The organism is Pseudomonas sp. 300, assembly GCF_055803035.1.
Genome location: NZ_JAVLRV010000002.1, coordinates 3,290,585 through 3,314,849 on the forward strand (window position 1 = coordinate 3,290,585; position 24,265 = coordinate 3,314,849).

The window sequence follows — 24,265 nt, forward strand, 5'->3', positions numbered from 1 at the left end:
CAGTGATGAAGGCATGGGCCAATGCTAGCCCGGAAATGAACGCAAATCTCAAAACCAACACAGATCAAACTGTGGGAGCTGGCTTGCCAGCGATGGCGGTGGGTCAAATAACATCTCTGGTGCAGACATACCGCTATCGCTGGCAGGCCAGCTCCCACAGGGATCGGAGCCGGCCTTCAGGTTGCGAAGCATGCACTATCCCGGTGCGCAACGGGAGTTCGGTTTACTTCAGGCTGCCCGAGAGGAATTGCTGCAGACGCTCGGACTGTGGATTGACCAGCACCTCGCGCGGGTTGCCGCTTTCTTCGACGACACCTTTGTGCAGGAACACCAGTTGGTTCGACACTTCACGGGCGAAGCCCATTTCGTGCGTGACCACCACCATGGTCCGGCCTTCCAGCGCCAGGGCCTGCATGACCTTGAGCACGTCGCCGACCAGTTCCGGGTCGAGGGCCGAGGTCGGTTCGTCGAACAGCATCACCTCGGGCTCCATCGCCAGGGCACGGGCAATCGCCACGCGCTGTTGCTCGCCGCCGGACATGTGGCCTGGGTAGGCATCCTTACGATGCGCCACGCCCACCTTGTTCAGGTAGTGCTCGGCTTTCTCGCGGGCTTCGGCCTTGGACATGCCGAGCACATGGACCGGCGCTTCCATGATGTTTTCCAGCGCGGTCATGTGCGACCACAGGTTGAAATGCTGGAACACCATCGACAGGCGCGAACGCATGCGTTGCAGCTGTTTCGGGTCGGCGGCCTTCAGCGCACCGTCCTTGTTGGCCACCAGTTTCAGCTCTTCGTTGTTAAGCAGAATCTTGCCCGCGTGCGGCTGCTCCAGCAGGTTGATGCAGCGCAGGAAAGTACTTTTGCCGGAGCCACTGGAGCCGATGATGCTGATCACATCGCCAGCCGCCGCTTTCAGGGACACGCCCTTGAGCACTTCGTGACTGCCATAGCGTTTATGCAGGTCTTGGACTTCAAGTTTGTACATGCGGTCGGTTCTCACAAAAACAGTCAGTCAGTCGTTGAGCAAGCGCCCGTGACGCAGCGCTTCGCGCCCCGCCACCTTGGCCAGCCAGAAACCGGGTTGGGCATAACGCAGCCGTTCAATGGCAAACAGCACCCCGGACGTACCAGCACACACCGTGCTGACCCGATCCGATAACGGATCGATCACTTCGAAAATCTCATCGCCGGCTTCGATCCACTCACCGGGTTTACGCAGAAAACTGATCACGCCCGGATGCGGCGCGAACAGCAATTCGGTGCCTTCGAACGGCATGCCTTCGCAGGCGTCCTGCGCAGGTTTCGGCCATTCGCCGCTGATCAAGCCTTGCTCGGCGAGGAACGCGAGAATGCCTTCGGCGTAAGCCTCGGCGTCAGCGCGACCGGTATCGGCCTGACCACCTAATTCAATGGTAGTCGCCAGGCACGCCAGTGGAATCTGCGCGTCCGGGAACTGACGCGACAGACGCAGCCACGGCAGCGAGCAGGCTTCGTCGAAGGAGCTGCCGCCGGAATCTTCCGCCAGCAAACCGACCTTCACATTCAGGTGCGCGGCGAGCGAACGCCATTGCGGCCAGTGTTGCGGCAAGGCATACATGTGCAGCGCTGCTTCGGCGTCGCAGTGCAGATCCAGCACCACGTCGGCGGTGCAGGCATGGCTGAGCAGTACGCGCTGCATGCCTTGCAACTGGCTGCTTGCCTCTGGCAATGCCGCCAGGTGATCGCTCATGGCCTGGCGAATCAAGCGAATATTGGCGTGCGGATCATCACCCAGATGTCCTTCGAGTTGGGCCGCCACTGGCGCGCTCAGCTCGACGAAATCGCGGTTGAAATTCTTGCCGCTGCCCGCTTCGAAACGACCTTGATGATTGCCCTGAAGCAGTTGACCGAGGCCCAGTGGGTTGGCCACCGGCACCAGTTCGATTACGCCGTTGAGCAAGCCTTGGGCTTCGAGTCCGGCCAGGCGCTTTTTCAGCTCCCAGGCCGTGCGCATCCCCGGCAATTCATCGGCGTGCAGGCTGGCCTGGATGTAGGCCTTGCGCTCGCCACTACCGAAGCGGAACACCGAAATCTGGCGTTCGCTGCCCAGGTGGCTCCACGGCAATGGATGATCGATGCGTTCCATATCAGTGCTTCCGCGGGGCCAGATAGCCCAGCCAGCGGCGCTCGGCCAGTTTGAACAGCTTCACCAGAATGAACGTCAGGCACAGGTAGAACACGCCAGCGGTGATGTAAGCCTCGAACGGCAGGTAGAACTGAGCGTTGACCGTGCGCGCGGCACCGGTGATGTCGATCAGGGTCACGATCGACGCCAGACTGGTGGTCTGCAGCATCATGATCACTTCGTTGCTGTACTGCGGCAACGCACGGCGCAGGGCCGATGGCAGCAGGATGCGTTTGTACATCTTGAAGCGCGACATGCCCATGGCCTTGGCCGCTTCGATTTCACCGTTCGGCGTAGCGCGCAGGCTGCCGGCGATGATTTCTGCGGTGTAGGCACTGGTGTTGATCGCGAAGGCCAGGCACGCACAGAACGTCGCGCTGGACAGCCATGGCCACAGGAAGCTTTCACGTACTGCTTCGAATTGCGCCAGCCCGTAGTAGATCAAAAACAGCTGCACCAGCATCGGCGTGCCGCGGATCACGTAGGTGAAGAGCCAGGCCGTCATGTTGACGACGGTGTTCTTCGAGACGCGCATCAGCCCCAGCGGCAAGGCCGCCAGCAGACCGAAAAACAGCGACAGTGCGAGCAATTTGAGGGTGGTCACCAGGCCGCCAAAGTACAGCGGCAAGGCCTCCCAAATGACGTTGTAGTCGAAGATCATAGATCAGCCGCCCTTACGCCTACCGAGTAGCGCTTCTCAAGGTGACGCAATGCCAGCAACGAGACACTGGTGATCACCAGGTACATCGCCGCCACTGCGAGGAAGAAGGTGAAAGGCTCGCGGGTGGCATCTGCCGCCTGCTTGGCCTTGAACATCATGTCTTGCAGACCCACCACCGAAATCAGCGCGGTGGCCTTGGTCAACACCAGCCAGTTGTTGGTGAAGCCCGGAATCGCCAGACGAATCATCTGCGGCACCAATACCCGGAAGAACACCTGAAAACTGCTCATGCCGTACGCCATGCCCGCTTCTGCCTGCCCCTTCGGGATCGCCATGAACGCGCCACGGAAGGTTTCCGACAGGTACGCACCGAAGATGAAGCCCAGAGTGCCGATACCGGCGACCAACGGGTTCAGGTCGATGTAATCGTCATAGCCGAGCATCGGCGCGACGCGGTTGAGCAGGTCCTGACCGCCGTAGAAAATCAACAGGATCAGCACCAGATCGGGAATCCCGCGGATCACCGTGGAATACAGATCGCCCAGCCAGGCCAGCCAACGCACCGGCGACAGACGCAGCGCAACGCCGATCAGCCCCAGAACGATGGCCAGAGCCATGGACGACAAGGCGAGCTGAAGCGTCAGCCATGCGCCATCGAGGATGACAGCCCCGTAGCCTTTCAACATGATTCAGGTCCTCGAAAGTTGGGATGAAAAAATGGCGCAAACCTCAGAGATCCTGCTGCTTGCGCCATTTCGGACTTGTCGCCGGAACGTGTTACTTGCCGTAGATATCGAAGGCGAAGTATTTGTCCTGGATTTGCTTGTACTTGCCGTTCTCGCGAATGGCGGTGATCGCGGTGTTGATCTTGTCTTTCAGCGCGTCACCCTTGCGAACAGCAATGCCTACGCCGTCGCCGAAGTATTTGACGTCGGTGAAGGCCGGGCCAACGAAGGCGAAACCTTTGCCGGCGTCGGTTTTCAGGAAACCGTCATCCAGCAGCGTAGCGTCTGCCACGGTGCCGTCGAGGCGACCGGCCGCCACGTCGAGGTAAATTTCGTTCTGCGAACCGTACGGCTTGATCTCGGCACCCAGCGGGGCCAGGACTTCGCGGGCGAAACGCTCGTGGATCGAACCACGTTGCACGCCGATGTTCTTGCCCTTGAGCTCAGTCAGGCCTTCGCTGACTTGAGTGCCGGCCTTCATGACCAGGCGAGCCGGGGTGTTGTAGTACTTGTTGGTGAAGTCCACGGACTTCTTGCGGTCTTCAGTGATCGACATGGACGACAGGATCGCGTCGATCTTGCGCACTTTGAGTGCCGGGATCAGACCGTCAAACTCTTGCTCGACCCACGTGCACTTGACCTTCATCTCTTCGCACAGGGCGTTGCCGATGTCGTAGTCAAAACCAACGATGCTGCCGTCCGGTGCCTTGGAAGCAAACGGAGGGTAAGCCGCTTCGATACCGATTTTCAGAGGCTTTTCATCGGCGAAGGTTGGCAGGGACAGCACGGACAGTGCCAGGGCGCCAAGCAGCACGAGTTTCTTCATCTTGGGACTCCATCGGTAAAGGGCTAAAACGGCAGAGTGAGCGACAGCCCAATATGCGAATGAGTGGAACCGGAAAGCGTTGCTGCGTCCTACTGTGCCTGTGCGAATTTTCAACACAGACAACGACGAGCGAGTGATCGGCATTCTAACGACAGGCCCGAAGCCGATATTTCTTCAATGCGACAACAAATTACAGAAGCACCGAGAAAGCCGCTTGGGCGCGTTGACAGCCTTGCAATTTCATGCAAGAGCAAAAGACAGTGAACCGATCTACATTGCAAATTGCGGGCCTATTATTGGCAAAGCCTTCTAATCCGGCAAGCGTAGCGTGGGTTCTTATTTTTTTGCCGAGCGAAAATGCACCGTTGCGGGCTGATGGCGTTTCTCAATGCCCCGTATCGGCGCGAGCGGTTACACATTCAGTTACTTGAAGGGTGGCGGGTAACAGTGGGAAATGTCCTACGGGTGAAGCCGATAATTATTGGGCGTTGTTGATTTGGCGACTGACAGATCGCTATCGCGGGCAAGCCCGCTCCCACAGGTTTCGGGGGCGGGTCCAGATTGCGTGCACACCACAAATCCCTGTGGGAGCGGGCTTGCCCGCGATGAGGCCCGCCAAGCCAATACACAATCCACAGACAAAAAAAGCCCCATCCGGCACGACACCGGATGGGGCTTTCAGTGACTCAAGAACTGCTGTTAAGCGACGTTCATCGTCTTGTGCGTATCAATCAGATGCTGCACCACACCCGGGTCTGCCAGGGTGGAGATATCGCCCAACCCATCGTACTCAGCCGTCGCAATCTTGCGCAGAATCCGGCGCATGATCTTGCCCGAACGGGTTTTCGGCAGCCCTGGTGCCCACTGAATCACATCCGGCGAAGCAATCGGGCCGATCTCTTTGCGTACCCAGTTCTTCAGCTCCAGACGCAACTGCTCGCTCGTCTCTTCGCCAGCGTTCAGCGTCACGTAGACATAGATGCCCTGCCCCTTGATGTCGTGCGGCACACCGACCACGGCGGCTTCGGCGACTTTCGGGTGAGCGACCATGGCGCTTTCGATTTCGGCGGTGCCCATGCGGTGGCCGGACACGTTGAGCACGTCGTCCACACGCCCGGTGATCCAGTAGTAACCGTCTTCGTCACGACGCGCACCGTCACCGGTGAAATACATGCCGCTGAAGGTCTTGAAGTAGGTGTCGACGAAGCGGTCATGGTCGCCATACAGCGTGCGCGCCTGGCCTGGCCACGAATCGAGAATCACCAGGTTGCCCTCGGCAACGCCTTCGAGGATGTTGCCCAAGTTGTCCACCAGCGCCGGCACCACGCCGAAGAACGGACGTGCCGCCGAACCCGGCTTCAGGCCATGCGCACCCGGCAGCGGGCTCATCATGTTGCCGCCGGTTTCGGTCTGCCACCAGGTATCGACGATCGGGCAACGGGACTTGCCGACGTTCTTGTAGTACCAGTCCCACGCTTCCGGGTTGATCGGCTCACCGACCGAACCCAACAGACGCAAGCTGCTGCCATCAGCACCTTCGACAGCGGCTTGACCCGACGCCATCATCGCCCGAATGGCGGTCGGCGCGGTGTAGAGGATGTTGACTTTGTGCTTGTCGACGATCTTCGCCACCCGGGTGATGTCCGGATAGTTCGGCACGCCTTCGAACAGCACGGTGGTCGCGCCGTTGGCCAGCGGGCCGTAGACAATGTAAGTGTGGCCGGTGACCCAGCCGACGTCGGCGGTGCACCAGAAGATTTCGCCCGGACGGTAGTCGAACACGCGCTCATGGGTCATGGCCGCGTAAAGCAGATAACCGCCGGTGGTGTGCTGCACGCCTTTAGGCTTGCCGGTGGAGCCGGAGGTGTAAAGGATGAACAGAGCCTCTTCAGCGCCCATCTCTTTCGGCGCGCAAACACTGCCCGCCACTTTCATCAGGTCTTCGTACCAGATGTCGCGATGCTGGTTCCACTTGATGTTGCCACCGGTGCGCTTGCACACGATGACTTTCTGGATGCTGCTGGTTTCCGGGTTGGTCAGCGCGTCGTCGACGTTGGTCTTGAGCGGGATTTTCTTGCCGGCACGAACGCCTTCGTCAGCGGTGATCACCACTTTGGATTTGCAGTCGATGATGCGACCGGCCAGGGCTTCCGGCGAGAAACCACCGAATACCACCGAGTGAATCGCGCCGATCCGGGTGCAGGCCAGCATGGCGACCACGGCTTCGGGAATCATCGGCATATAGATAGTCACCACGTCGCCGCGGTGCACATCCTGGCCGCGCAAGGCGTTGGCGAACTTGCAGACTTGTTCGTGCAGCTCGCGGTAGGTGATGTTGCGGCTTTCGGCAGGGTCATCCCCTTCCCAAATGATCGCGACTTGATCGCCGCGCTCGGCCAGATGACGGTCGAGGCAGTTGTAGGAAACGTTCAGGGTGCCGTCGGCGAACCACTTGATGTCGACATGGTGGTCGTCGAAGGAAGTCTGCTTCACCGTGGTGAAAGGCTTGATCCAGTCGAGGCGCTTGGCTTGTTCGCGCCAGAAGCCGTCCGGGTTGACGACGGACTGCTGGTACATGGCCTTGTAGGTCGCCTCGTCAGTCAGCGTATTGGCCAGAACCTCGGGACGAACGGGATACAGGGAAGCCGCACTCATCTTTCTTACCTCGGTGGAATAGTTGTTTTTGTATGACCCAGTTGTAGCCGGGCCGGGCCTATAGAACCATTCGACGATGGTAGTAACAAGCCCCTACAAATTATCGTGATAAGCCTGGAACCACCGTCCCAAACACCACGCAAACTCCTGTGGGAGCGAGCCTGCTCGCGATGTTCGTGAACGATAACGCGTCAAATCTGACACCCATGGAACCCTCCGGTTTATCGTCGGAACGACGTCCTGAGCTAACTCGCCCTACAACGCCATCCACCGATTGTTACGAAATCTGTCAAAGGTGTTTATCAAAACCCCACCTATATGAACGCACCCCTCACGCCTAAAATCAGCCTCGCCAACACGGCAAACCCTGATTAACCAAGTTGCAGCCCCCACGAAGGCAGTTAATCAAAAACCCGGTAACCCAGTTCCACACGCAACCCCAAAAAGGTTGCGTGACCCCACTCGACCTCTAAAAGGTAAAACCGAAATGAAAGCTTTATTAGTTCTGGCCCTCTCCAGCCTGTGCGCAACCGCCATGGCAGACGAGGTCCCGACTGATGTCGCACAGCAACAACCGGCCATCGAGGAATACACCTACTCCACTCACCTGGACATCGCCAAAGTTGTCTCCATGAGTGAAATCCCCAATGTGTGCGAAGTGGTCCCCATGAAAATGGAATACGACGACTCCAAAGGTCAACGCCACATTCTGCGTTACAGCGTCATGGGTAACGGCTGCTCCAACGGCTAATCGCCCGCACTCCCTCTTATCGGTTCGACCCACCCGCCCCGCTGTTCAAGGCAGATGAAGCGCCGAACCGAATAGATCGATTTATTTGATTGCTTTAAGCGCTTTTTTGCGCTTTTTAATCGAATTAGTCGGCGTAGTATGAACTCCACACCAAGGCACACAACGCCAGCACACCTGGAGCAACGACCATGAAAACCAAACTGATCCTCGCCCTGACCCTGTCTGTACTGGCCGCCAACACCTTCGCCGCCGATGGCTACGACCGCACAGGCTCGGGAGCTTTCACCACCGAAGCGGCTGTCGCTTCTGACGGTTACGACCACACCGGTTCGGCCTCCTTCGCCGCCGATGGCGCCGATCACGTCGGTGCAGGCAAACTCGCCTCCGACGGTTTTGATCACACTGGCGCCGCCAAGGTCGCTGCTGACGGTTCTGATCACACCGGTGCAGCCAAAGTCGCCGCTGATGGTGCAGATCACGTCGGTGCCGCTCGCCTCAGCTGATCATAGGGCGTGACTTACAGCCCGACTTCGGTCGGGCTTAGTTGTGTCTTGACCCACCGAAAACCGACTCAAAACACAACATGTAGTAAAAAACCCGGATTTTTGCCTATTTTTTGAACAAAAAAGTAGCACGTCAAAATTTAAGAAAAAAAATCTGCACCCGCGATCTCCAGCCAAAGCCCTGTAAACCCTCGCTCCGACCGAAAAACCCTCCTTCTCGACCGCTCCATGCGCGGATTCGCCCCACCACGGCCGCAAAAATTTCCCTATAATGCCGGCTTAACGGGCCTGCAATATTCCCTTACAGGGATGACAGCCAGTCCGAAGCCCAGGCCGACGTCTTCACCGACTGCAGCGCCGTCAGCGGCTCTCGGAACTCCGTACAAAATTATGTTTATTTGCCTGCGTGTACCGCTGCAAAAAACGCTATCCAACGCGGCCAGACCGGTCGTGTGAAAAACCAACCAATCAGTTTTCACACGGGCATCTGGCCCTCACGCAGGAGACGACACGTCATGCTGAGCTGGGACGAATTCGACAAAGAAGACAGCGGCGAGACCGTGGTAAAAGGCGCCAACGCCGGCCACGCGACTGAAGCCAACATGGACCGCCTCGACACCGCCGGTGGTGTTGCCGCTCAAGAAGCTCGCGCTGTAACCGCGTCCGACTCCGCCGCCATCGCTCGCGCCAAGGCTGCCCTGGACAACCTCGACATCGCCGAAGGCCTCGCCGAACTCGAAGGCGCCTCCGCCCGTGTCGCCGTCGACGAAAAGCGCATGATCAACTGCCGCGCCGACCTCAACCAACTCGTACCCTTCAAGTACGACTGGGCCTGGCAGAAGTATCTGGACGGTTGCGCAAACCACTGGATGCCGCAAGAAGTCAACATGACCGCCGACATCGCCCTCTGGAAAGACCCGGAAGGCCTGACCGACGACGAGCGCCGCATCGTCATGCGCAACCTCGGCTTCTTCTCCACCGCCGACTCCCTGGTTGCCAACAACCTGGTCCTGGCCGTGTACCGCCTGATCACCAACCCGGAATGCCGCCAGTACATCCTGCGCCAGGCCTTCGAAGAGGCGATCCACACCCACGCCTACCAGTACTGCATCGAATCGCTGGCCATGGATGAAGGCGAGATCTTCAACATGTACCACGAGATCCCATCGGTCGCGAAAAAAGCCACCTGGGGCCTCAAATACACCCGCTCGATCTCCGATCCGAAGTTCGAAACCGGCACCGTCGAAACCGACAAAGAACTGCTGCGCAACCTGATCGCCTACTACTGCGTTCTGGAAGGCATCTTCTTCTACTGCGGCTTCACCCAGATCCTCTCCATGGGCCGCCGCAACAAAATGACCGGCGTCGCCGAGCAGTTCCAATACATCCTGCGCGACGAATCCATGCACCTGAACTTCGGCATCGACGTGATCAACCAGATCAAAATCGAAAACCCGCACTTGTGGGATGCCGAGATGAAGGAAGAGGCTTCGCAGATGATTCTGCAGGGTACTCAGCTTGAAATCGAATATGCGCGTGACACCATGCCTCGCGGCGTGTTGGGCATGAACGCGGCGATGATGGAGGACTACCTGAAGTTCATCGCTAACCGTCGTTTGTCGCAGATTGGGTTGAAGGAAGAGTATCCAGGGACGACTAACCCGTTCCCTTGGATGAGCGAGATTATGGACTTGAAGAAAGAGAAGAACTTCTTTGAGACTCGGGTTATTGAGTATCAGACTGGTGGGGCGCTTAGCTGGGATTAATACTTGGGTGCACTGCCTGAAGTAACGATATGGTTTTTTGGCCCATCCGTACTTTTGAATGAGAAATCAGTCAGAGCGGAGCCGCAGTCATTGAGATTAGCGGCTCCTGCTGAATGGCGCACTGGTGTTAACCAGTGTGCATCTAGCTAAAAATAGAGTCTCGACGTCTGCTATCGAAAGATGGCGAAAAAGATGGGGGGGGGCAAAAACAAGAAACCCACAGCAACCGTTCGAGCGGATGCTGTAGGTCTTGACCGTACTGGTGAACAAAGCCCACTAGTACGGGCCGTAATCGGGAGAACCCACAATCACGAAGCATTTGGGAAATGCGGGGCGTGATTATGGACGACCTTTGAGCGGTGTCAACGGCTGATCGTCGGAGACTGGATTCCCACGAGATCTTGTTTCCAAAGTAAATCGGCAAGCTAGGCAATTTTGCCAATGCTCAGACATCCACATAGAGAGGGTTTTAATCATGTCCAAGAAAAATCAGCATGTCGTTCCACACGGAGACGACTGGGCCGTCAAAGGCGCGGGCAACTCAAAGGCAACTAAAGTTGTGAACACGCAAGCAGAGGCTATTCAGGTCGCGCGCGAGATCGCAAAAAACCAAGGAAGCGAAATGTTCATACATGGACAGAATGGACAAATCCGAGAGCGCAACACCTACGGAGATGATCCGTTTCCTCCCAAGGGCTGATCTTATCGGCTCAAGGAAGAGCCGACTCCTTGCTAGCTGAACATATTCCCCCCACCTAAAAGAGTGCTGTCCGCGCCCACCACTCATATTGGTTCCGGCTCCAACCTTTGATGTGCTTCGTATACGCAATCAGCATACTGAATGGTCGTAAGCGTCCAGCAAAAACACTCCTTCCGAACTCAGCATTAAGGGCGATGCTGGGCTGTACTACGTCGGCAGCATCGTCTTATTCCAAGGCCCCCCGAGAGCAGTCTTGACATACGCAGGCTACTGACTAGTGCTAGGAAGCAATACACATGGTCAAGTATGACGGCAGTTGGCTTGAAAACCTGACATTTAAGGACAACTAATGCAGCGGACACTTAGTGGTAGCGACGGCAAAGCAATAGTAATCCCCAATGGTTGGCGTGGCCTTCAAGGTAGCGATGGGCGAATGGTTCCAATTCCTCCCGGTGGGCGCGGGCTGCAAGGCAGCGATGGGCGTATGGTTGCGATTCCCGCAGGCGGTCGCGGACTTCAAGGGAGTGATGGCCGTATGGTCGCAATTCGAGCCGGTACTAGAGGTCTTCAAGGGAGTGATGGTCGAATGGTGGAGATTCCAGCTGGCGGGCGCGGCGTTCAAGGAGTCGACGGTCGTATGACCGCAATCCGTAACGGTTACCGCGCAGTTCAGGGCCCGGACGGTCGAATGGTCGGCATTGCGCCCGGTAAGCAGGCTGTACCAGATAGCCGTGGCCGTATGCGTGCAAAGTAGGCGACCTCCACATTTGGAGTGAAGTCGTATATCCCTAAGCGTGCACCAGCACACTTGCGTGATTAAACGGGCGCCCACCTGTGCGGTAACAGCCCGGTAATCTCACTCGCACGCTGCGTCGGCAGGCGTGTGGCATGTGCGTCCGCTTAAGAAGGCTAAAATGGTGTCCACCTAAATTTAGGTGGACACCATCATCTTAAGCGACGGTGTCAGGAAGGTGTGTTGGCCGGACGGTTATGAATGGCCAGAGGCGATAACGCGCAATTTCTCCGCCAACCCCTCCAAAGTATCAGGATCATTCTTAAGATGGCATTCCCAGACAATCAAAACATTCCACCCGGCAGCTTCAAGAGCGTCGATGTGAGCTAAATCTCTCATTACATTCTTCTGAAATTTTTCGTTCCAGAATTCGGGTCGTGTCTTCGGAGTTGTTGAATAGATACAACCCGGATGGCGATGCCAGAAGCAACCATGTACAAAAATACAGACTTTCAGACCTGAAAGTACAAGATCAGGTTTACCAGGAAGATCTCTCCGATGGACTCGGTACCGATAGCCTTGAGCATGCAGGAATCTTCTGACCACCATTTCCGGGACAGTATTTTTACCGCGAATACTGGACATCATCCTGGAGCGAGTCGCCGAATCAACTATGTCCATTTCAGCTCTACCTAGAAAACCTCATTGGCAACCAAGATTTTAGCCATCCACCTCATCAGACTAGTCGGTGAAATGGATGGCATCCCTAGGCTCCCATGAAGACTTCATAGTCAAGGTGACCTAGCGTAGATTTTTGGTTTCCACAATAAAATCGCTCAAAGTCATAAGCTTGTCACGCACCTCATCCGGGTACTTCGTGTGCAATGGCCTAGGCACCACCAACTTGACGTTCTCGGCCTTCATCTCGGCAAATTGGTGAGGAGAAACGCCCTCTTGAAGAGTAAACAGATGGATTTTGTCCACCCTGTTGGCTTCATTTAGAACCTGACGCCAGCGGTCCTTGCAGGTTGTCTTGACAGCCAGCATACGCAAATTCTGATCGGGGAACGCAGGGTCATGATAATCGGCGCATGAAGGGAAAATGAAGTCAGGCCGCTTGTTGCCCTCTGTTTTGCATTGAGTACTGAACGCCACAAGCCCGAATTGCCGAAAGAGATGCTCAAGATGTATCTCAAGTGACTTTCCTGACCTTGATTTGCGGCGATTGCTGACCGAGTTCGCCATCTGCATGAATTCCTCGACGGAAACAAATCCCTTCTGGACCTGATGCAGAATGTGAAATTCTTCAATCTGACGGAACAGTTTGTATTCGTTGTCACGCCGCTCGAGGATGAGCTCGTCAGGCGTTGTCTTCCCAGTACGAAACACCGCAAGAAGGTAAGAAATAATCTCTTCGCCACTGGGGAAGTTGTCTTCCCAAGCCTGCGGAATCTCAACACTGCTAGGCTCTTTATCCGGACTCGGAGCGAAGCCGGCAAACAGCCTGTCACCTCTGTCAAAAAGCGAACTACCGGGAATTACTTCACCGATCTTGTTCTCGACAAACTCTTCCTCCTCCAAGCTCTTGCATATCCAGATATCCAAAAACTCGGAGTCTCGACCCAAATGGGGCACATGGAACGCAAAAATTGCTAATGCCCCCGTGTTCTCGGGATCTTGGGCGGGACTGTTTTTAACGTCTGTATTCCATCTAGTCAAACGGTGTTCGTTGCGTGACCCTGGCCCATCGAAATGGCGGTTGTTGTAGTAAATACCTCTCAGCGTCTGCTCTGGAAAACCATGTGAGGTGACCTGCGCCGTCAGACTGCAGTCAGGATTCATACAACAAGTGCTCGAAATGGACGGCAACGCTATGCCTACAACAGCTTTTGGCACATAAATACCTACCCCGTTCCCCCCCGTGAGTCCTGTGTCGTTCGCCGAAAGTCGCTTGATGAATATCCACCATTCATCTTGATTCTTGTCTTCAATCCATTGCGAAAAGCTTGTCATGGGTAAGGTCGCTGAACAATTTGGGAGTCGAAATGAAGGTATGTCGGGCAGGTTCGCAGAATTGCTTCTGCGAGATGTTCCGACTCAGGAATTCTGTCACGACGTGAAGGCCTGAGTCACCAACCGAGCCTTCATTCAACGGTATCTAAAATGGAGACGCACGACTCATCATTCAGGAAGAGCAAACTCCAATTGTGGTTGCTCCTTATCAGCAGTTTTTTCTTTCGCAGCTAAAATCCGGTCCTTCATCAATCGAGCCACCGCCTCAAAAACCGGGACGGCGACCGAGTTTCCGAACTGGCGATAAGCTTGGGTATCAGATACAGGAATCACAAATTTGCTCTCCCCCGGCTTGTCAAAACCCATCAAGCGTGAGCATTCATGCGGAGTCAACCGGCGGGGACGATGGAGCTGATTCAGCTCACTGTTGAAGTCCAAGGTTTCCACAAACCCACGGTCAACCAAGATTTCCGAACCGTCCTTGTGATACCTCGCCGAGAGGGTGCGAGCCACGTCGTTTGGACGGGTCAAGCCAAAGCCAAAACCATTACCCTTCTCACGGTGCTTCGCGGCGTAGCGATAGAGGTAGTCCCAAAGCTTCGGCGTGAGGATGTATTTTTCATCCACATCCTTATCAAGCAAATCACCAAAGCTAGGCCGCTGCTTTGGTATCAGTTTGCTGATATCACGCAACGTGAAGCCTTGGTGAACATTCAGGTCTCGACGGAAACCTACCAGCACAATTCGCTCACGATGCTGCGGCACGAAATGCTTGGCATCGATGACCTTGGGGTCTGAACCCTTCGGCGCGTTTACATCTGCGACCTCATAGCCCAACTCATCCAGCGCTTCGCAAATGATCCGGAACGTATTGCCCTTGTCATGGCTTTTCAGGTTTTTCACGTTTTCAAGCAGGAATGCGGCTGGCCGCTTCGCGGCAATGATGCGGGCCACATCGAAGAACAGAGTGCCTTGGGTCTCACACTCGAAGCCGTGTTTGCGCCCCAAAGAGTTCTTCTTGGAAACACCTGCAAGGGAGAATGGCTGGCACGGAAAACCTGCTAACAGGACATCGTGATCAGGGATCTCGCGTCTGATGTTCTCGTAGGCTTCTTCGTCGTTTATTTCAGGTTTGTCTGAAAGAGTGACCGAACGAATATCGAGATTGAAGCGATGGCGAACCGGATCACAAAAGTGGTTCGCCTTGTAGGTTTTGACCGCGTACTTGTTCCACTCGGATGTGAACAGGCATTCGCCACCGATGGCTTCAAAACCTTTTCTGATGCCGCCGATGCCGGCAAAAAGATCGATGAAGGTAAAGGAGGGTTTGTGATTCAAACGCTTGGGTAGCAGCGCTTCCAAGCGAGTGAATTCAATGTGGGAAAGCTTCGGCGATGCCTTGCCTTTGACCCAGCGATTGATCGTTTCACGACACCAATGGGTTGGGCTGACATCGTTGAGAATTTCGGCGAGCTGGCCTTGATCGTAAATCTCAAGCAGCTTGTGCAACAGCGCAAGATCAGTCACAGGATGAGTTTCCGGCTCATGGGTGCCCGAGGTCGTTTCGCTCAAGGATTCAAAAGATGGTGTTTCAAATAGATTCATGAGCCCGAATTTCCTCTGGGTCAAAGCTGTGACGAATGGTCACCATTCTAGCCCTGTAAACCTCAAAGTAAATGAAATTTCTTCGGATCCGTGACATCCGGCTTGGTAACACGGATCGAGGCAAAGGTAGAAATTAACAGCGACCGAATACTGGATATAAACACAGCATAATTCACTCGCTGTCATTGTCCAGATTTCGTTTTGTTTCTTGGGAGGTAGGAAAAGTCGCTGGTTGACGACTTCCCCTGATCCACCTACCCTCGACTCCGAGCCTAAGAAACTCTACAAACCAGAGCGGTCCTCCGCACCCGACAGTCATGCGGCTTTTTTTCGTCTGCGGTTTCTCTACGCCTGCGAAAATCCCGTTATGTCGGGAGTGGGCGAATACAAGACCCGAAAGGGGAATATGTCCGGCCCGTCTCTGGTGGGTTTCTTAGCTCCCGACACCTACAACGAATGCCCTAAGAAAGCAGCCAGAGGTAAAGGAAATGCCTTACATTCCGACCTTCACGATGAAGGTGACTTGCCGTATCCGTATGCCCAATCGCGCGGCTCCGTTTCAGGAGGTTCGCCATGTCTGAACCGCTCGTTTCAACCCTCTTCCTTCGTCACGGCACCAGTCTTCGAGCCCTCCTCCTGGAGAATCAGGTGTGGTTCTGTGCTCACGACCTGGGACGATTGATGGGCAAACATCTCGACGAACGCATGTCACGCAAGCTGGATGCAGATCAGCGGCGAATGATGCTCGTTGAGGCTCAAGGTATTGCCGAAGAACGATTGATGATCAGCGAGTCCGGCGTTTATGCGTTGCTGGTTTATCACTATTGCCCGGAGTACCGACTTCTAAGGGAATGGCTGACTCACCAGGTTGTTCCGGCGCTACGTGATGCGCGTCCATCGCGGTCAGTAGAACGGCCAACGTTGAGCGTGCTGGACTGGCCGAAGATGTCGCTCTGCATGTTGCATTGGCAGGATGAACCGTGGATTCGGTTGCGGGACATGCCTTGCGTGTTGGCGGATGACCCATTCAATCAGCGCGGATCGTGGTGGCGTAAGGCGTCGCGAATGTTGCGAGGGTTCTGATTGTTCATTGCAGTATAAAAAATCCGCTGCTTGAATTTCAGGCAGCGGATTTTGTTTTGGATGGTGTATTTACCAGCGCATTCGCGAGCAGGCTCCCACCATCTGCGGCAGGGTCTGCTTCCGGTGCTAGCAACGCTGTGGCCTTGTGCCCGAACTGTCATCAATGGATGGGATACAGGTCGTTGGGGATTGATTGACTTCTGACCAATCTCCGGCCTTTAAAAGCCTGAATATTCGGGGATATTTTATTCTCGACTAACTCAATCCATTACGAGTGGGTCATAGTTGCCGATCTCCACACCACCCTTCCTGAGGACTTTAAGAAACCCTCTTTGGTGAGAGACAAACCAGTCCTCGCTGCCCCATGGATGGCGCTCGATATACACTTCCCCCATCCCTGCAAGAAGCAAATACTCAAAGCGTGTAAGTTGACCTTGACGCGCACCATTTATAAGCCGACATAAAAAATCATCATCGTAGGGCTCAATACACTCAGCTATTTGCTCTAACGATACAAAACCTAGAGCTAACAATAAACGCGCAGTCCAATCATACGAGAAATCAGTCATCCGACCATCAGTACCCAAGCTCTTGTCCAAATATGCTTTCAATGCACTCGGAGTGATCTCTACCGCACTAAGGTTTCCTGTTGAAATTAGACCCTCCGCACGCGTGTTCAAATCCTTATCCGCATCCTGAATAGCTTGAAACTCTCTATCCGCAATTTCTAGCAACCCCGCCAGCGACATAAACCGGCGCTTGATGTCCCTAGGAATTGTCGCAGAAGTCTTATACTGAATATCATGTTCAATTTCTGCCCATGCATGCTGCAGAATTGTACGAACTTGAACTTCTACCTTTGCCGAAGCAAACTTCTCGTACTCAGATAAATTCGTCCGACTCGAGCTTAATGTCACCAAGTAATGAACACTTTGGTATCCGAAGCGCTCATCTTCAATTAGACTTTCCCCCTTATCAAAGTGCTCTATAACATTAAACTCACTTCGCAACATCTCATCAATTTCTTTAATTGTGCGAGGAAAAAAAGTTATTAACCGTATGGCAGCCTTATCTGTTATTTGTTCCATTGGATTGGGATACATAGGACGACCCGGATCATTTTTCGATGGCTTAGCGGCTTTAACTCCGAAACTAGCAGCGTCTTTTGCTCTCGCTTCAATCGAATGTATACTTATTCCGCGCCGCTTCAAGGCCTCTTCAGCTATCCTCTTCGCCGAAATTGCTAACTCAGAATAGAAGCCAGCAACCCGCAAATACTCTGAAACCGCAATTTGTTCATGCCTAGCAAAATCAAATTTTTCAGAAAAGTCTTGAGACTGTTGTACAAAGAAACTCAATCTATCACCCCAAATCCAAACTCTGGCAAGAGTAAATTGAACAGAATATTAGTAATTAAAATGTTCAACCAGTAATCACACCAATGTGCCATCTCTCATAACAGCAAGACAAGAAAAATCTTTCTCTCTCGCAGGAAATTTCCTAGACGCCATTATGAACGGTCGGTATCGTCGGGAGCTTTCAGTTTCGGTGATTCTATGGAAATAGATAAAGAAAATAAGGATTGGAGTAGGTTTGAGCTTGAAGCCGCGGTTGATTCCTACTTGAAGATGTTGGAGCAGGAGGGAAACGGGCAAAAGGTCAACACGACCTACGAGAATCGACTTCTGCGGGAAGGTGCGTTAACAGGTCGCAGCGAAGGCTCGGTCGAATTCCGAATGCTGAACATTTCGACCGTACTCGACAGGATGGGTAGAAAACGCGTCAACGGATATAAGTCATTGCCGCATATAGACTCACGTATTGAAAGCTCAATTCGCGATGCATTGGCGAATCGAGGAGTTTTTTCTGAAGACAAATACTCACCAACTGCGGATGACGTGCTGCTCGAGAGACGGGCCGTTGCGCTTCAAAAACAAAAACTCAAAAATGTACCAAAAGGTATCTTGACACCTGAGAGAGCGCCAGGCTCCAACACAAGCTACGTGAGAGACCCTAGGGTCAGAGCTTGGGTTCGTCAAGAAGCCGATGGACATTGCGAAGGTTGTGGTAAACCTGCCCCTTTTTTAAAGCTTGATTTGCCATTTCTCGAAGTTCACCACGTCAAGCCACTTGCCGAACAGGGCTCTGATCGAACTAGCAACGCTGTGGCGCTTTGTCCAAACTGCCATCGTCGCTGTGACCACTCGGATGACAGCAAGGAATTCACTGAGGCGCTATATCAGACAGTGAAGCGATTGAAGCGCGAATGATTGCCGTTGAAATGCTCGGCCTCATTGCTCACGATTAAGCTGTTGTGGAATAGGAAATCGCCTTTGCGATCAGACTCGCGTCCACAATGGTCAGCGTCGGATCGTTGAGCAGTCGCTTGAAGACCCCCCTTGGGTTTCTCACGACTGCCTCACAGGCGACTTTCGAATCCGTTGATGATGTCCTCGGTGGTCTTATCAAAATTCGCAGACATCCGAACTCGCCCTTTCAATCGCCCCGGCTTACGCGCCCGAGAGGTTTCGGCATGAGGCAGCAAACTTAGATAGGGCTTACCGGCCTTGGTGATTAGAACCGTATCGCCACGCAAGGCACGCTCGGCGAGTTGAGAAAGTTGGGATTGTGCTTCGTGCATGTTTATTTGTAGCCGTTCAGTCATATGGCACCTCCATGGAATTGGCCACGCTAGCTGAAGGCTGCGATTTTCGATAGGCGTGGCGAGCCTACTCTTGGCGGTGTTTCGCTGATGGTGGTGAATGATGTTGCGTAGAACCAGATGTTTAGTGGCGCTCTGAGTTTTTTCGCGAACAAGCTCGCTCCTACAGGTTCCGTGGATGGCTGCGGGTTTTGTAAGGATTTGAAAACATTCAGTGCAACCCGCCCCGCCTCCCGCTATTAATACCCTTCCCACTCAAGGACCCGAGCCCGCCATGAAATTCGATCTCGCCTACTGCCTCAGCCTCGACGACAAGCTGTCGATCTATGACGTGCGCGATTTGAATTTTGACGAGACGATGGAGTTCGATTCCGCCAAGGAACACTTCCAATGTCCCAATGACGCCTGCCGCTTGGCCTTCGATGCGGCAAATGTGTTAACCACGTTCAACGCCAAAAACGTCAATTACGTCCGCACCCCGCACTTCAAGAACACGCCCGGTACGCGGCATGTGGCGGATTGTCCTTATGTCAGTCTCAAGGCGCCTGCATCAGGTGTAGACGCGGATGGTGCGGAAACGGATGACAGTCGCGAGGAGCATTTTCCGTCGGAGTTGTTGCTGACTCGGCGTCAGTATGTGCGTAAGCCGTCGAATCCTTCGGTGGCGGCAGATGTGATGCGAGCGGACCCGCAACCGCCGACAAAGGCCAGTGACGTCGAGCACCCAAGCCACGAGTCAGCACCGGACAAAACCAGTGTTTTCGCTCACCCGGTGGAGTGCTTCGTGTCGAACTTCGAGGACAAGGACCTGCTCAAGCGTATGCCGCTGAAGATTGGCGAGCACACGGCGCCTTATGGGTCGTTCTTCAAGAAGATCGAGTACCTGACGGACAACAAGGGGCTGATTTACTGGGGCAAGATCAAAGAGATCAAGGATTACACGCAGAGCTTTCGCATCGATTTCGAGCAGAAGGTCTGGTTCAAGCAGGCGGATGAGGCGAAGAAGAAGCCGTATTCGGTCAACGTTTACCTGAGCAAGAAGTTGATCGAGAACTACCGCAAGCGCAAAGCGTTTCTCGAAGAGATCAAGCACGCCATCGACAGTGAAGCGGAGTTGTATTGCTTCTTTTTTGGCGTGACGCCGGAGTTGAAGCAGGTGCCGAGCAAGAAAAACCCCGAGCAGACGTTCGGGGTGTTCAGTGCGAATATCGAGAACCTGGATCACTTCATTATTCGGGAAGCGCCGGGGTTAGAGGCGAAGTGACGGTGTTCAATTCAGGCACATGCTGATCATCACCAACACCAGCAAACCGATGTAAACCCGCGCATGGATTCGATCCGGCATCCGCCCGATCCACGGCGTGGCCAGTCGAATCCCCAGCAACGATCCCATCGTCAAAACCGCAAACGCCAGCAGATCCACATAACCGACAAACCACGCGCCCAGATCAAACTCGGTGAACCCCGCCATCGCCATGTAGGTCAGCGTCCCAGCCAACGCCACGGGCAGGCTTAGCGGATTGGCCATGGACGTTGCCTGACTCATGCTCAACCCGCATCGACGTAACAACGGCACGGTCATGACGCTGCCACCCACGCCGAGGAATGTGGCGATAGCGCCGATTCCTACGCCGCCGCCCGACACTTCCGCCCTCCCCAATCGACGTGGGATTCCGTTATCGGTGTGCGTAAGAAATCCGCGTCTGAACAGACAATCCACAATGGTCACGCCCAGGTAAGCAATAAAGGCATAGCGAATCACCTCGCCACTGACCCACATTGCGGCCACTGCGCCGATCACCGCACCCAACCCTATAAACCCACCCAACGGCCACAGGTAATGGCGAATCAGATTACCGGCTCGGTGGTGTTTTCCGGTGGCGACCAGGGCGTTGACGATCATCACGCAGGTCGAGGTGGCGACGGCGATGTGCATTACCGATTGGCCGATGGGGTCGTCGGCACCGTGGCTGGCCATGAGCATGCGGTACAGCAACGGCACCACGACAAACCCGCCGCCGAAGCCGAACAGCACGGCGGTGATGCCGGTCATGCAGCCGAAGAGTGTCAGCAAGAGATAGAACATTGCGCGTCGTCCATGGGTTGAGAGCGGTCGACGATAGAGCGATGCGGCTTGGCCTGCTTCAGCAAGTCAGCCAATATTGTTTGCGTTTACGCCAACTGCTGGAAGCCGCTTGATGCGCAATGTTTCGATTAATGGGCTGGATGACACGCCACGCTCGGTGGTGGCGATCGGTACGGATTATTCCTACGGTCAGGTGTTGCCGCTTCATACACACAGACGGGCGCAGTTGTTGTACGGCGCGACCGGGGTGATGCAGGTCAGCACGCATGACGGCAATTGGGTGGTGCCGCCGCAGCGGGCGGTGTGGATTCCGCCGGGGGTGGCGCATGAGGTGTTGATGCTGGGGGTGAGTACGCGGAGTTTGTACATCGAACCAGGGGCGGTTGATCTGGGGAGTCGTTGTCAGGTGATCAGCGTTTCGCCGTTGATGCGGCACTTGCTGATGGAGGCGGTGGAGATTCCGCTGGCGTATGCCGAGGCCGGGCGCGATGGGGCGTTGATCGATTTGCTGCTGCATGAACTGGCGCGCAGTGCTCACTTGCCGTTGCACATTCCGCTGCCTGTCGATGCGCGGTTGCTCGCGTTGTGCCAGGGCTTTTTGCAGCGCCCCGATGCCCATCAGTCGCCGCAGCAATGGGCGGATCAGTTGCACATCAGTTTGCGCACGTTCAATCGCCTGTTTCGCCAGCAGACCGACCTGAGTTTCAGCCAGTGGCGGCAGCGCGCCTGCGTGGTGCTGGCGCTCGCAAGATTGGCGGTGGGTGAGCCGGTGACGCGGATTGCGCTGGATTTTGGCTATGACAGCCCGGCGGCGTTCTCGACGATGTTTCGCCGCGTGTTGGGTCAGGCGCCGTCCGTCTGGTTGGAGGGGTCGAAATAAAAATGAGTTTGATCCGGAGGCAAAACAACTGTACAAAAACACAGTATATTTTGGATCAGCACTCTTGAGCCCGGAGAACACCATGGCCTCTTATGCGATGAAAATCACCCTGGAACGTATCGCCCTCTTCCAATTCACCCCCGCTCACTGCGCCCAAGCCCGGGCGATGTTGGGTTGGAGTGTTGATGAGTTGTCGCGGGAGTCTGGCGTTTCGGTCGACGCGATCGAGCGATTTGAGGCCAGGCGTGATGTGGCGGATGCCGATCGACTGGCGTTGGCTTATCGGTTTGAATCGGAGGGGATGGTGTTCTTCCCGGGGTTTGCGCCGGGGCGGGGGATGAATATTAAAGGGTCGTCGACGGAGTCGATGGGGCGGGCTGATTTTGCGATGGTTGAGTGAAAGAAATCATCGATTGGCGATTATTCCCATATAGGTATATTTCACGTAAGTCTGAAGGCGGCATTCCGACCTATGGCCGCGCAGGCGTGTGTCGCTTTTCGTAGGAGCCAAGCTTGCTGGCGAAGACGATCTTAAGGACGCCTTCGCCGGCAAGCCTGGCTCCTACAGATCCGGACGCAAGACCACGCCAAAGGATCAGATCATGATTGAAATCGAAGAAAGCAGCGGCAACGTCTACGAAGACCTCTCGACGCCCAACGCCAATGAAATGCGCGTCAAATCCCAGCTGGCCGCAAAAATTGGCGAAATCATAAAGGCTCGCCATTTGACTCATGGTTCAAGCGTCTGAAATTTTGGGTCTGTCCCAACCCAAGCTCTCTGAAATGTTGCGCGGGAAGTTTCGCGGCATTAGTGAAGCAAAGATGATGGAATGCTTATCCCTGCTTGGGCGAGACGTGCAGATCGTGGTCAAGTCAGCCCATCGATCGAGAAAAGAGGGGCGAATTGAGGTGGTTTTCACCTGAAGTAAAAATCCCAGTGTTTGCGTTAGAAGCCTTTACGGCTTGAACGCAGGGATCGGCCTTGCGTTGGAAGCTTGCTCATACCCATAAGCAATAGCCAGCAGATGGGCCTCGCTCCAGCGAGCCCCAAAGAAGAACACCGAGGTCGGCACTCCGAAATCGTCCGCCCCGGAAGGCACCATGATGCCGGGATAACCAGCCAACGCAGTGACGTTCAACCCTGGGGAGCCCACGTCCCACACTACGGCATCCAGCTGATGCTCAAGCATCACGTTGTCGATGACAGCCGCATTTTCGCTTTGAATTTTTTGCCACAACTCGTTGTACGCGTTCTCGTCAAAATCAACGTTGTTGGCCGCGTTCAACGTGGCTTGCCCAAAACCCTCGGCGCCGGGGGCGTGCTCGTTGTGTTGCAGGAGATCCTTCAGGTTTTGGATTGCAAGACCGCTTCGTTTAGCGAGGTATCGGGGAAGATCACGCTTGATACCCATCCGGAATCCGTTTTCCATCTCCTCCGGCGCCAGGGATTGAGGATCATCGAACACTACCGGAATCAATGTCGCCCCTGCGGCCTGCATGACTTCCAGCGCACGGGAAAACTGAGGGTCGCTTTGTGCGGCCTCGGCGCTGGTATCAAACTTGACGGGATACCCGATGCGCCGTCCGACCAGTGAGTTCGGAATCAGAAAAGCCGTATAGTCCACGCCGTTGATGGCGTGAGGTGTTTTGATCGGTTCGGCGTCGTCGCTGCCGGTCATGGCGTTCAAGAGCAGTGCCGCCTCACGAACGGTGCGCGCCATGGGCCCGGGCGTATCGACTTTTTGACTCACCGGGACGATGCCGCTGCGACTGAGCAAGCCCACGGTCGGTTTGAGGCCGACCACACCGTTGACGGACGCCGGGGCGATAATCGAGCCGACGGTTTCCGTTCCGACCGCCAGCGGCGCAAAACCTGCGGCAACCGCCGCGCCGGAGCCTGAGCTTGAGCCATAGGGCGATTCACTCAACACGTGTGGATTTTTGGTTTTCCCACCTCGGCTGCTCCACCCATCGGGGATGGCAGGATCGCGGAAGTTGGCCCACTCACTGAGGTTGGTTTTTCCGAGAATCACCGCCCCTGCTGTTCTGAGCCGTTGCACGATGAAAGCATCCTGGGCGGCCGGTTGCCCGACCATGGCCAACGACCCGGCGCTGGTCTGCATCTGATCGGACGTATCGATATTGTCTTTGAGCAAGACGGGAATGCCATGCAGAGGACCTCGTACGTGCCCTCGTTGCCGCTCTTGATCGAGCACTTTGGCAATGGCCAATGCATCAGGGTTGAGTTCGATGATCGCGTTGATTGCCGGTCCCTGTTTATCCAGCGCCTCGATCCGCTGCAGCAGATACTGCACGAGCGCGACAGCACTCAGCTGTTTGCGTTTCATTCTTTGGCTGAGTACATCGACACTTGAATATTCCAGCCCCCACTGGGGTTTCAGCCGTTGCGTAGCGTCGTTTCGCGTTACATCCATGTGATAAAGATCCT

General features: G+C 55.1%; 23 protein-coding genes and 1 pseudogene. 11 read left to right on the top strand and 13 right to left on the bottom strand.

Features of this window, described 5'->3' with window-relative positions; all coding sequences use genetic code 11:
* Positions 1-223 precede the first annotated feature (223 nt).
* From Q7W83_RS21545 to acs, 6 genes are all read right to left on the bottom strand, one after another.
* Positions 224-988, bottom strand: coding sequence for an ABC transporter ATP-binding protein (locus Q7W83_RS21545; RefSeq protein WP_008154324.1), 765 nt, complete (start codon positions 986-988; stop codon positions 224-226).
* Positions 989-1,015: 27 nt separating this feature from the next.
* Positions 1,016-2,128: a M14 family metallopeptidase gene (locus tag Q7W83_RS21550; protein WP_473656866.1), complete on the bottom strand. Its 1,113-nt coding sequence runs from the start codon at positions 2,126-2,128 to the stop codon at positions 1,016-1,018.
* Position 2,129: 1 nt separating this feature from the next.
* Positions 2,130-2,828, bottom strand: a complete 699-nt coding sequence (locus tag Q7W83_RS21555) for an ABC transporter permease (RefSeq protein ID WP_150633308.1) — start codon at positions 2,826-2,828, stop codon at positions 2,130-2,132.
* Complete coding sequence (locus Q7W83_RS21560) at positions 2,825-3,514, bottom strand: ABC transporter permease (protein ID WP_150639869.1); 690 nt, start codon at positions 3,512-3,514, stop codon at positions 2,825-2,827. Before Q7W83_RS21560 ends, Q7W83_RS21555 begins: the two co-directional genes overlap by 4 nt.
* Positions 3,515-3,605: 91 nt before the next feature.
* Positions 3,606-4,379, bottom strand: coding sequence for an ABC transporter substrate-binding protein (locus tag Q7W83_RS21565; protein WP_150633306.1), 774 nt, complete (start codon positions 4,377-4,379; stop codon positions 3,606-3,608).
* A 699-nt stretch (positions 4,380-5,078) separates the two neighbouring features.
* On the bottom strand, positions 5,079-7,034 hold the full coding sequence (gene acs, locus Q7W83_RS21570) for an acetate--CoA ligase (protein WP_150633305.1): 1,956 nt from the start codon (positions 7,032-7,034) through the stop codon (positions 5,079-5,081).
* Between the two features lie 487 nt (positions 7,035-7,521).
* Here acs and Q7W83_RS21575 point away from each other — a divergent pair, with 487 nt between their 5' ends.
* The 5 genes from Q7W83_RS21575 (at position 7,522) to Q7W83_RS21595 (ending at position 11,395) form a co-directional block, all read left to right on the top strand.
* Positions 7,522-7,785, top strand: coding sequence for a DUF2790 domain-containing protein (locus Q7W83_RS21575; protein WP_150633304.1), 264 nt, complete (start codon positions 7,522-7,524; stop codon positions 7,783-7,785).
* Between the two features lie 188 nt (positions 7,786-7,973).
* The gene (locus tag Q7W83_RS21580) at positions 7,974-8,288 is read left to right on the top strand and encodes a hypothetical protein (RefSeq protein WP_458377114.1); all 315 of its coding nucleotides are present in this window, start codon (positions 7,974-7,976) and stop codon (positions 8,286-8,288) included.
* Between the two features lie 515 nt (positions 8,289-8,803).
* On the top strand, positions 8,804-10,054 hold the full coding sequence (locus Q7W83_RS21585; RefSeq protein WP_008034875.1) for a ribonucleotide-diphosphate reductase subunit beta: 1,251 nt from the start codon (positions 8,804-8,806) through the stop codon (positions 10,052-10,054).
* Positions 10,055-10,529: 475 nt separating this feature from the next.
* Positions 10,530-10,754 carry a DUF2188 domain-containing protein gene (locus tag Q7W83_RS21590; RefSeq protein ID WP_473656876.1) on the top strand — a complete coding sequence of 75 codons (225 nt, stop codon included), beginning with the start codon at positions 10,530-10,532 and terminating at the stop codon, positions 10,752-10,754.
* Between the two features lie 398 nt (positions 10,755-11,152).
* Positions 11,153-11,395: a hypothetical protein gene (locus tag Q7W83_RS21595; protein WP_473656878.1), complete on the top strand. Its 243-nt coding sequence runs from the start codon at positions 11,153-11,155 to the stop codon at positions 11,393-11,395.
* Positions 11,396-11,742: 347 nt separating this feature from the next.
* On the opposite strand, the gene Q7W83_RS21600 is transcribed toward Q7W83_RS21595, so the two are convergent.
* From Q7W83_RS21600 to dcm, 3 genes are all read right to left on the bottom strand, one after another.
* Positions 11,743-12,168 carry a very short patch repair endonuclease gene (locus Q7W83_RS21600; protein WP_473656880.1) on the bottom strand — a complete coding sequence of 142 codons (426 nt, stop codon included), beginning with the start codon at positions 12,166-12,168 and terminating at the stop codon, positions 11,743-11,745.
* 120 nt (positions 12,169-12,288) lie between these two features.
* Positions 12,289-13,500 carry a type II restriction endonuclease gene (locus Q7W83_RS21605; RefSeq protein WP_473656882.1) on the bottom strand — a complete coding sequence of 404 codons (1,212 nt, stop codon included), beginning with the start codon at positions 13,498-13,500 and terminating at the stop codon, positions 12,289-12,291.
* 168 nt (positions 13,501-13,668) lie between these two features.
* On the bottom strand, positions 13,669-15,105 hold the full coding sequence (gene dcm / locus Q7W83_RS21610) for a DNA (cytosine-5-)-methyltransferase (RefSeq protein ID WP_473656885.1): 1,437 nt from the start codon (positions 15,103-15,105) through the stop codon (positions 13,669-13,671).
* 573 nt (positions 15,106-15,678) lie between these two features.
* On the opposite strand from dcm, the gene Q7W83_RS21615 reads away from it, so the two are divergent.
* Positions 15,679-16,188 carry a BRO-N domain-containing protein gene (locus tag Q7W83_RS21615; RefSeq protein ID WP_473656887.1) on the top strand — a complete coding sequence of 170 codons (510 nt, stop codon included), beginning with the start codon at positions 15,679-15,681 and terminating at the stop codon, positions 16,186-16,188.
* A 260-nt stretch (positions 16,189-16,448) separates the two neighbouring features.
* Here the strand turns inward: Q7W83_RS21615 and Q7W83_RS21620 are convergent, their stop codons facing one another.
* Positions 16,449-17,546 (bottom strand): GTP pyrophosphokinase, encoded by a 1,098-nt coding sequence (locus Q7W83_RS21620; RefSeq protein WP_473656890.1) that lies wholly within the window; start codon positions 17,544-17,546, stop codon positions 16,449-16,451.
* A gap of 198 nt (positions 17,547-17,744) precedes the next feature.
* Between Q7W83_RS21620 and Q7W83_RS21625 the strand changes: the two genes are divergently transcribed.
* Positions 17,745-18,458 carry an HNH endonuclease gene (locus tag Q7W83_RS21625; protein ID WP_473656893.1) on the top strand — a complete coding sequence of 238 codons (714 nt, stop codon included), beginning with the start codon at positions 17,745-17,747 and terminating at the stop codon, positions 18,456-18,458.
* Positions 18,459-18,607: 149 nt separating this feature from the next.
* On the opposite strand, the gene Q7W83_RS21630 is transcribed toward Q7W83_RS21625, so the two are convergent.
* Positions 18,608-18,853, bottom strand: a complete 246-nt coding sequence (locus Q7W83_RS21630) for a type II toxin-antitoxin system Phd/YefM family antitoxin (protein WP_473656896.1) — start codon at positions 18,851-18,853, stop codon at positions 18,608-18,610.
* Positions 18,854-19,124: 271 nt separating this feature from the next.
* On the opposite strand from Q7W83_RS21630, the gene Q7W83_RS21635 reads away from it, so the two are divergent.
* Positions 19,125-20,114: a hypothetical protein gene (locus tag Q7W83_RS21635; protein ID WP_150654120.1), complete on the top strand. Its 990-nt coding sequence runs from the start codon at positions 19,125-19,127 to the stop codon at positions 20,112-20,114.
* Positions 20,115-20,120: 6 nt separating this feature from the next.
* Here Q7W83_RS21635 and Q7W83_RS21640 read toward each other — a convergent pair whose 3' ends face one another.
* On the bottom strand, positions 20,121-20,936 hold the full coding sequence (locus Q7W83_RS21640; protein ID WP_150654119.1) for a sulfite exporter TauE/SafE family protein: 816 nt from the start codon (positions 20,934-20,936) through the stop codon (positions 20,121-20,123).
* 112 nt (positions 20,937-21,048) lie between these two features.
* Between Q7W83_RS21640 and Q7W83_RS21645 the strand changes: the two genes are divergently transcribed.
* The 3 genes and pseudogenes from Q7W83_RS21645 (at position 21,049) to Q7W83_RS21655 (ending at position 22,740) form a co-directional block, all read left to right on the top strand.
* Complete coding sequence (locus tag Q7W83_RS21645; protein ID WP_150633930.1) at positions 21,049-21,816, top strand: AraC family transcriptional regulator; 768 nt, start codon at positions 21,049-21,051, stop codon at positions 21,814-21,816.
* 82 nt (positions 21,817-21,898) lie between these two features.
* Positions 21,899-22,216 (top strand): helix-turn-helix domain-containing protein, encoded by a 318-nt coding sequence (locus tag Q7W83_RS21650; protein WP_458377105.1) that lies wholly within the window; start codon positions 21,899-21,901, stop codon positions 22,214-22,216.
* A gap of 202 nt (positions 22,217-22,418) precedes the next feature.
* A pseudogene (locus tag Q7W83_RS21655) lies at positions 22,419-22,740 on the top strand (helix-turn-helix domain-containing protein).
* Between the two features lie 32 nt (positions 22,741-22,772).
* Here the strand turns inward: Q7W83_RS21655 and Q7W83_RS21660 are convergent.
* Entirely contained in the window at positions 22,773-24,251 is a 1,479-nt protein-coding gene (locus Q7W83_RS21660; RefSeq protein WP_473656900.1) for an amidase family protein, read from the bottom strand.
* Positions 24,252-24,265: the final 14 nt, after the last annotated feature.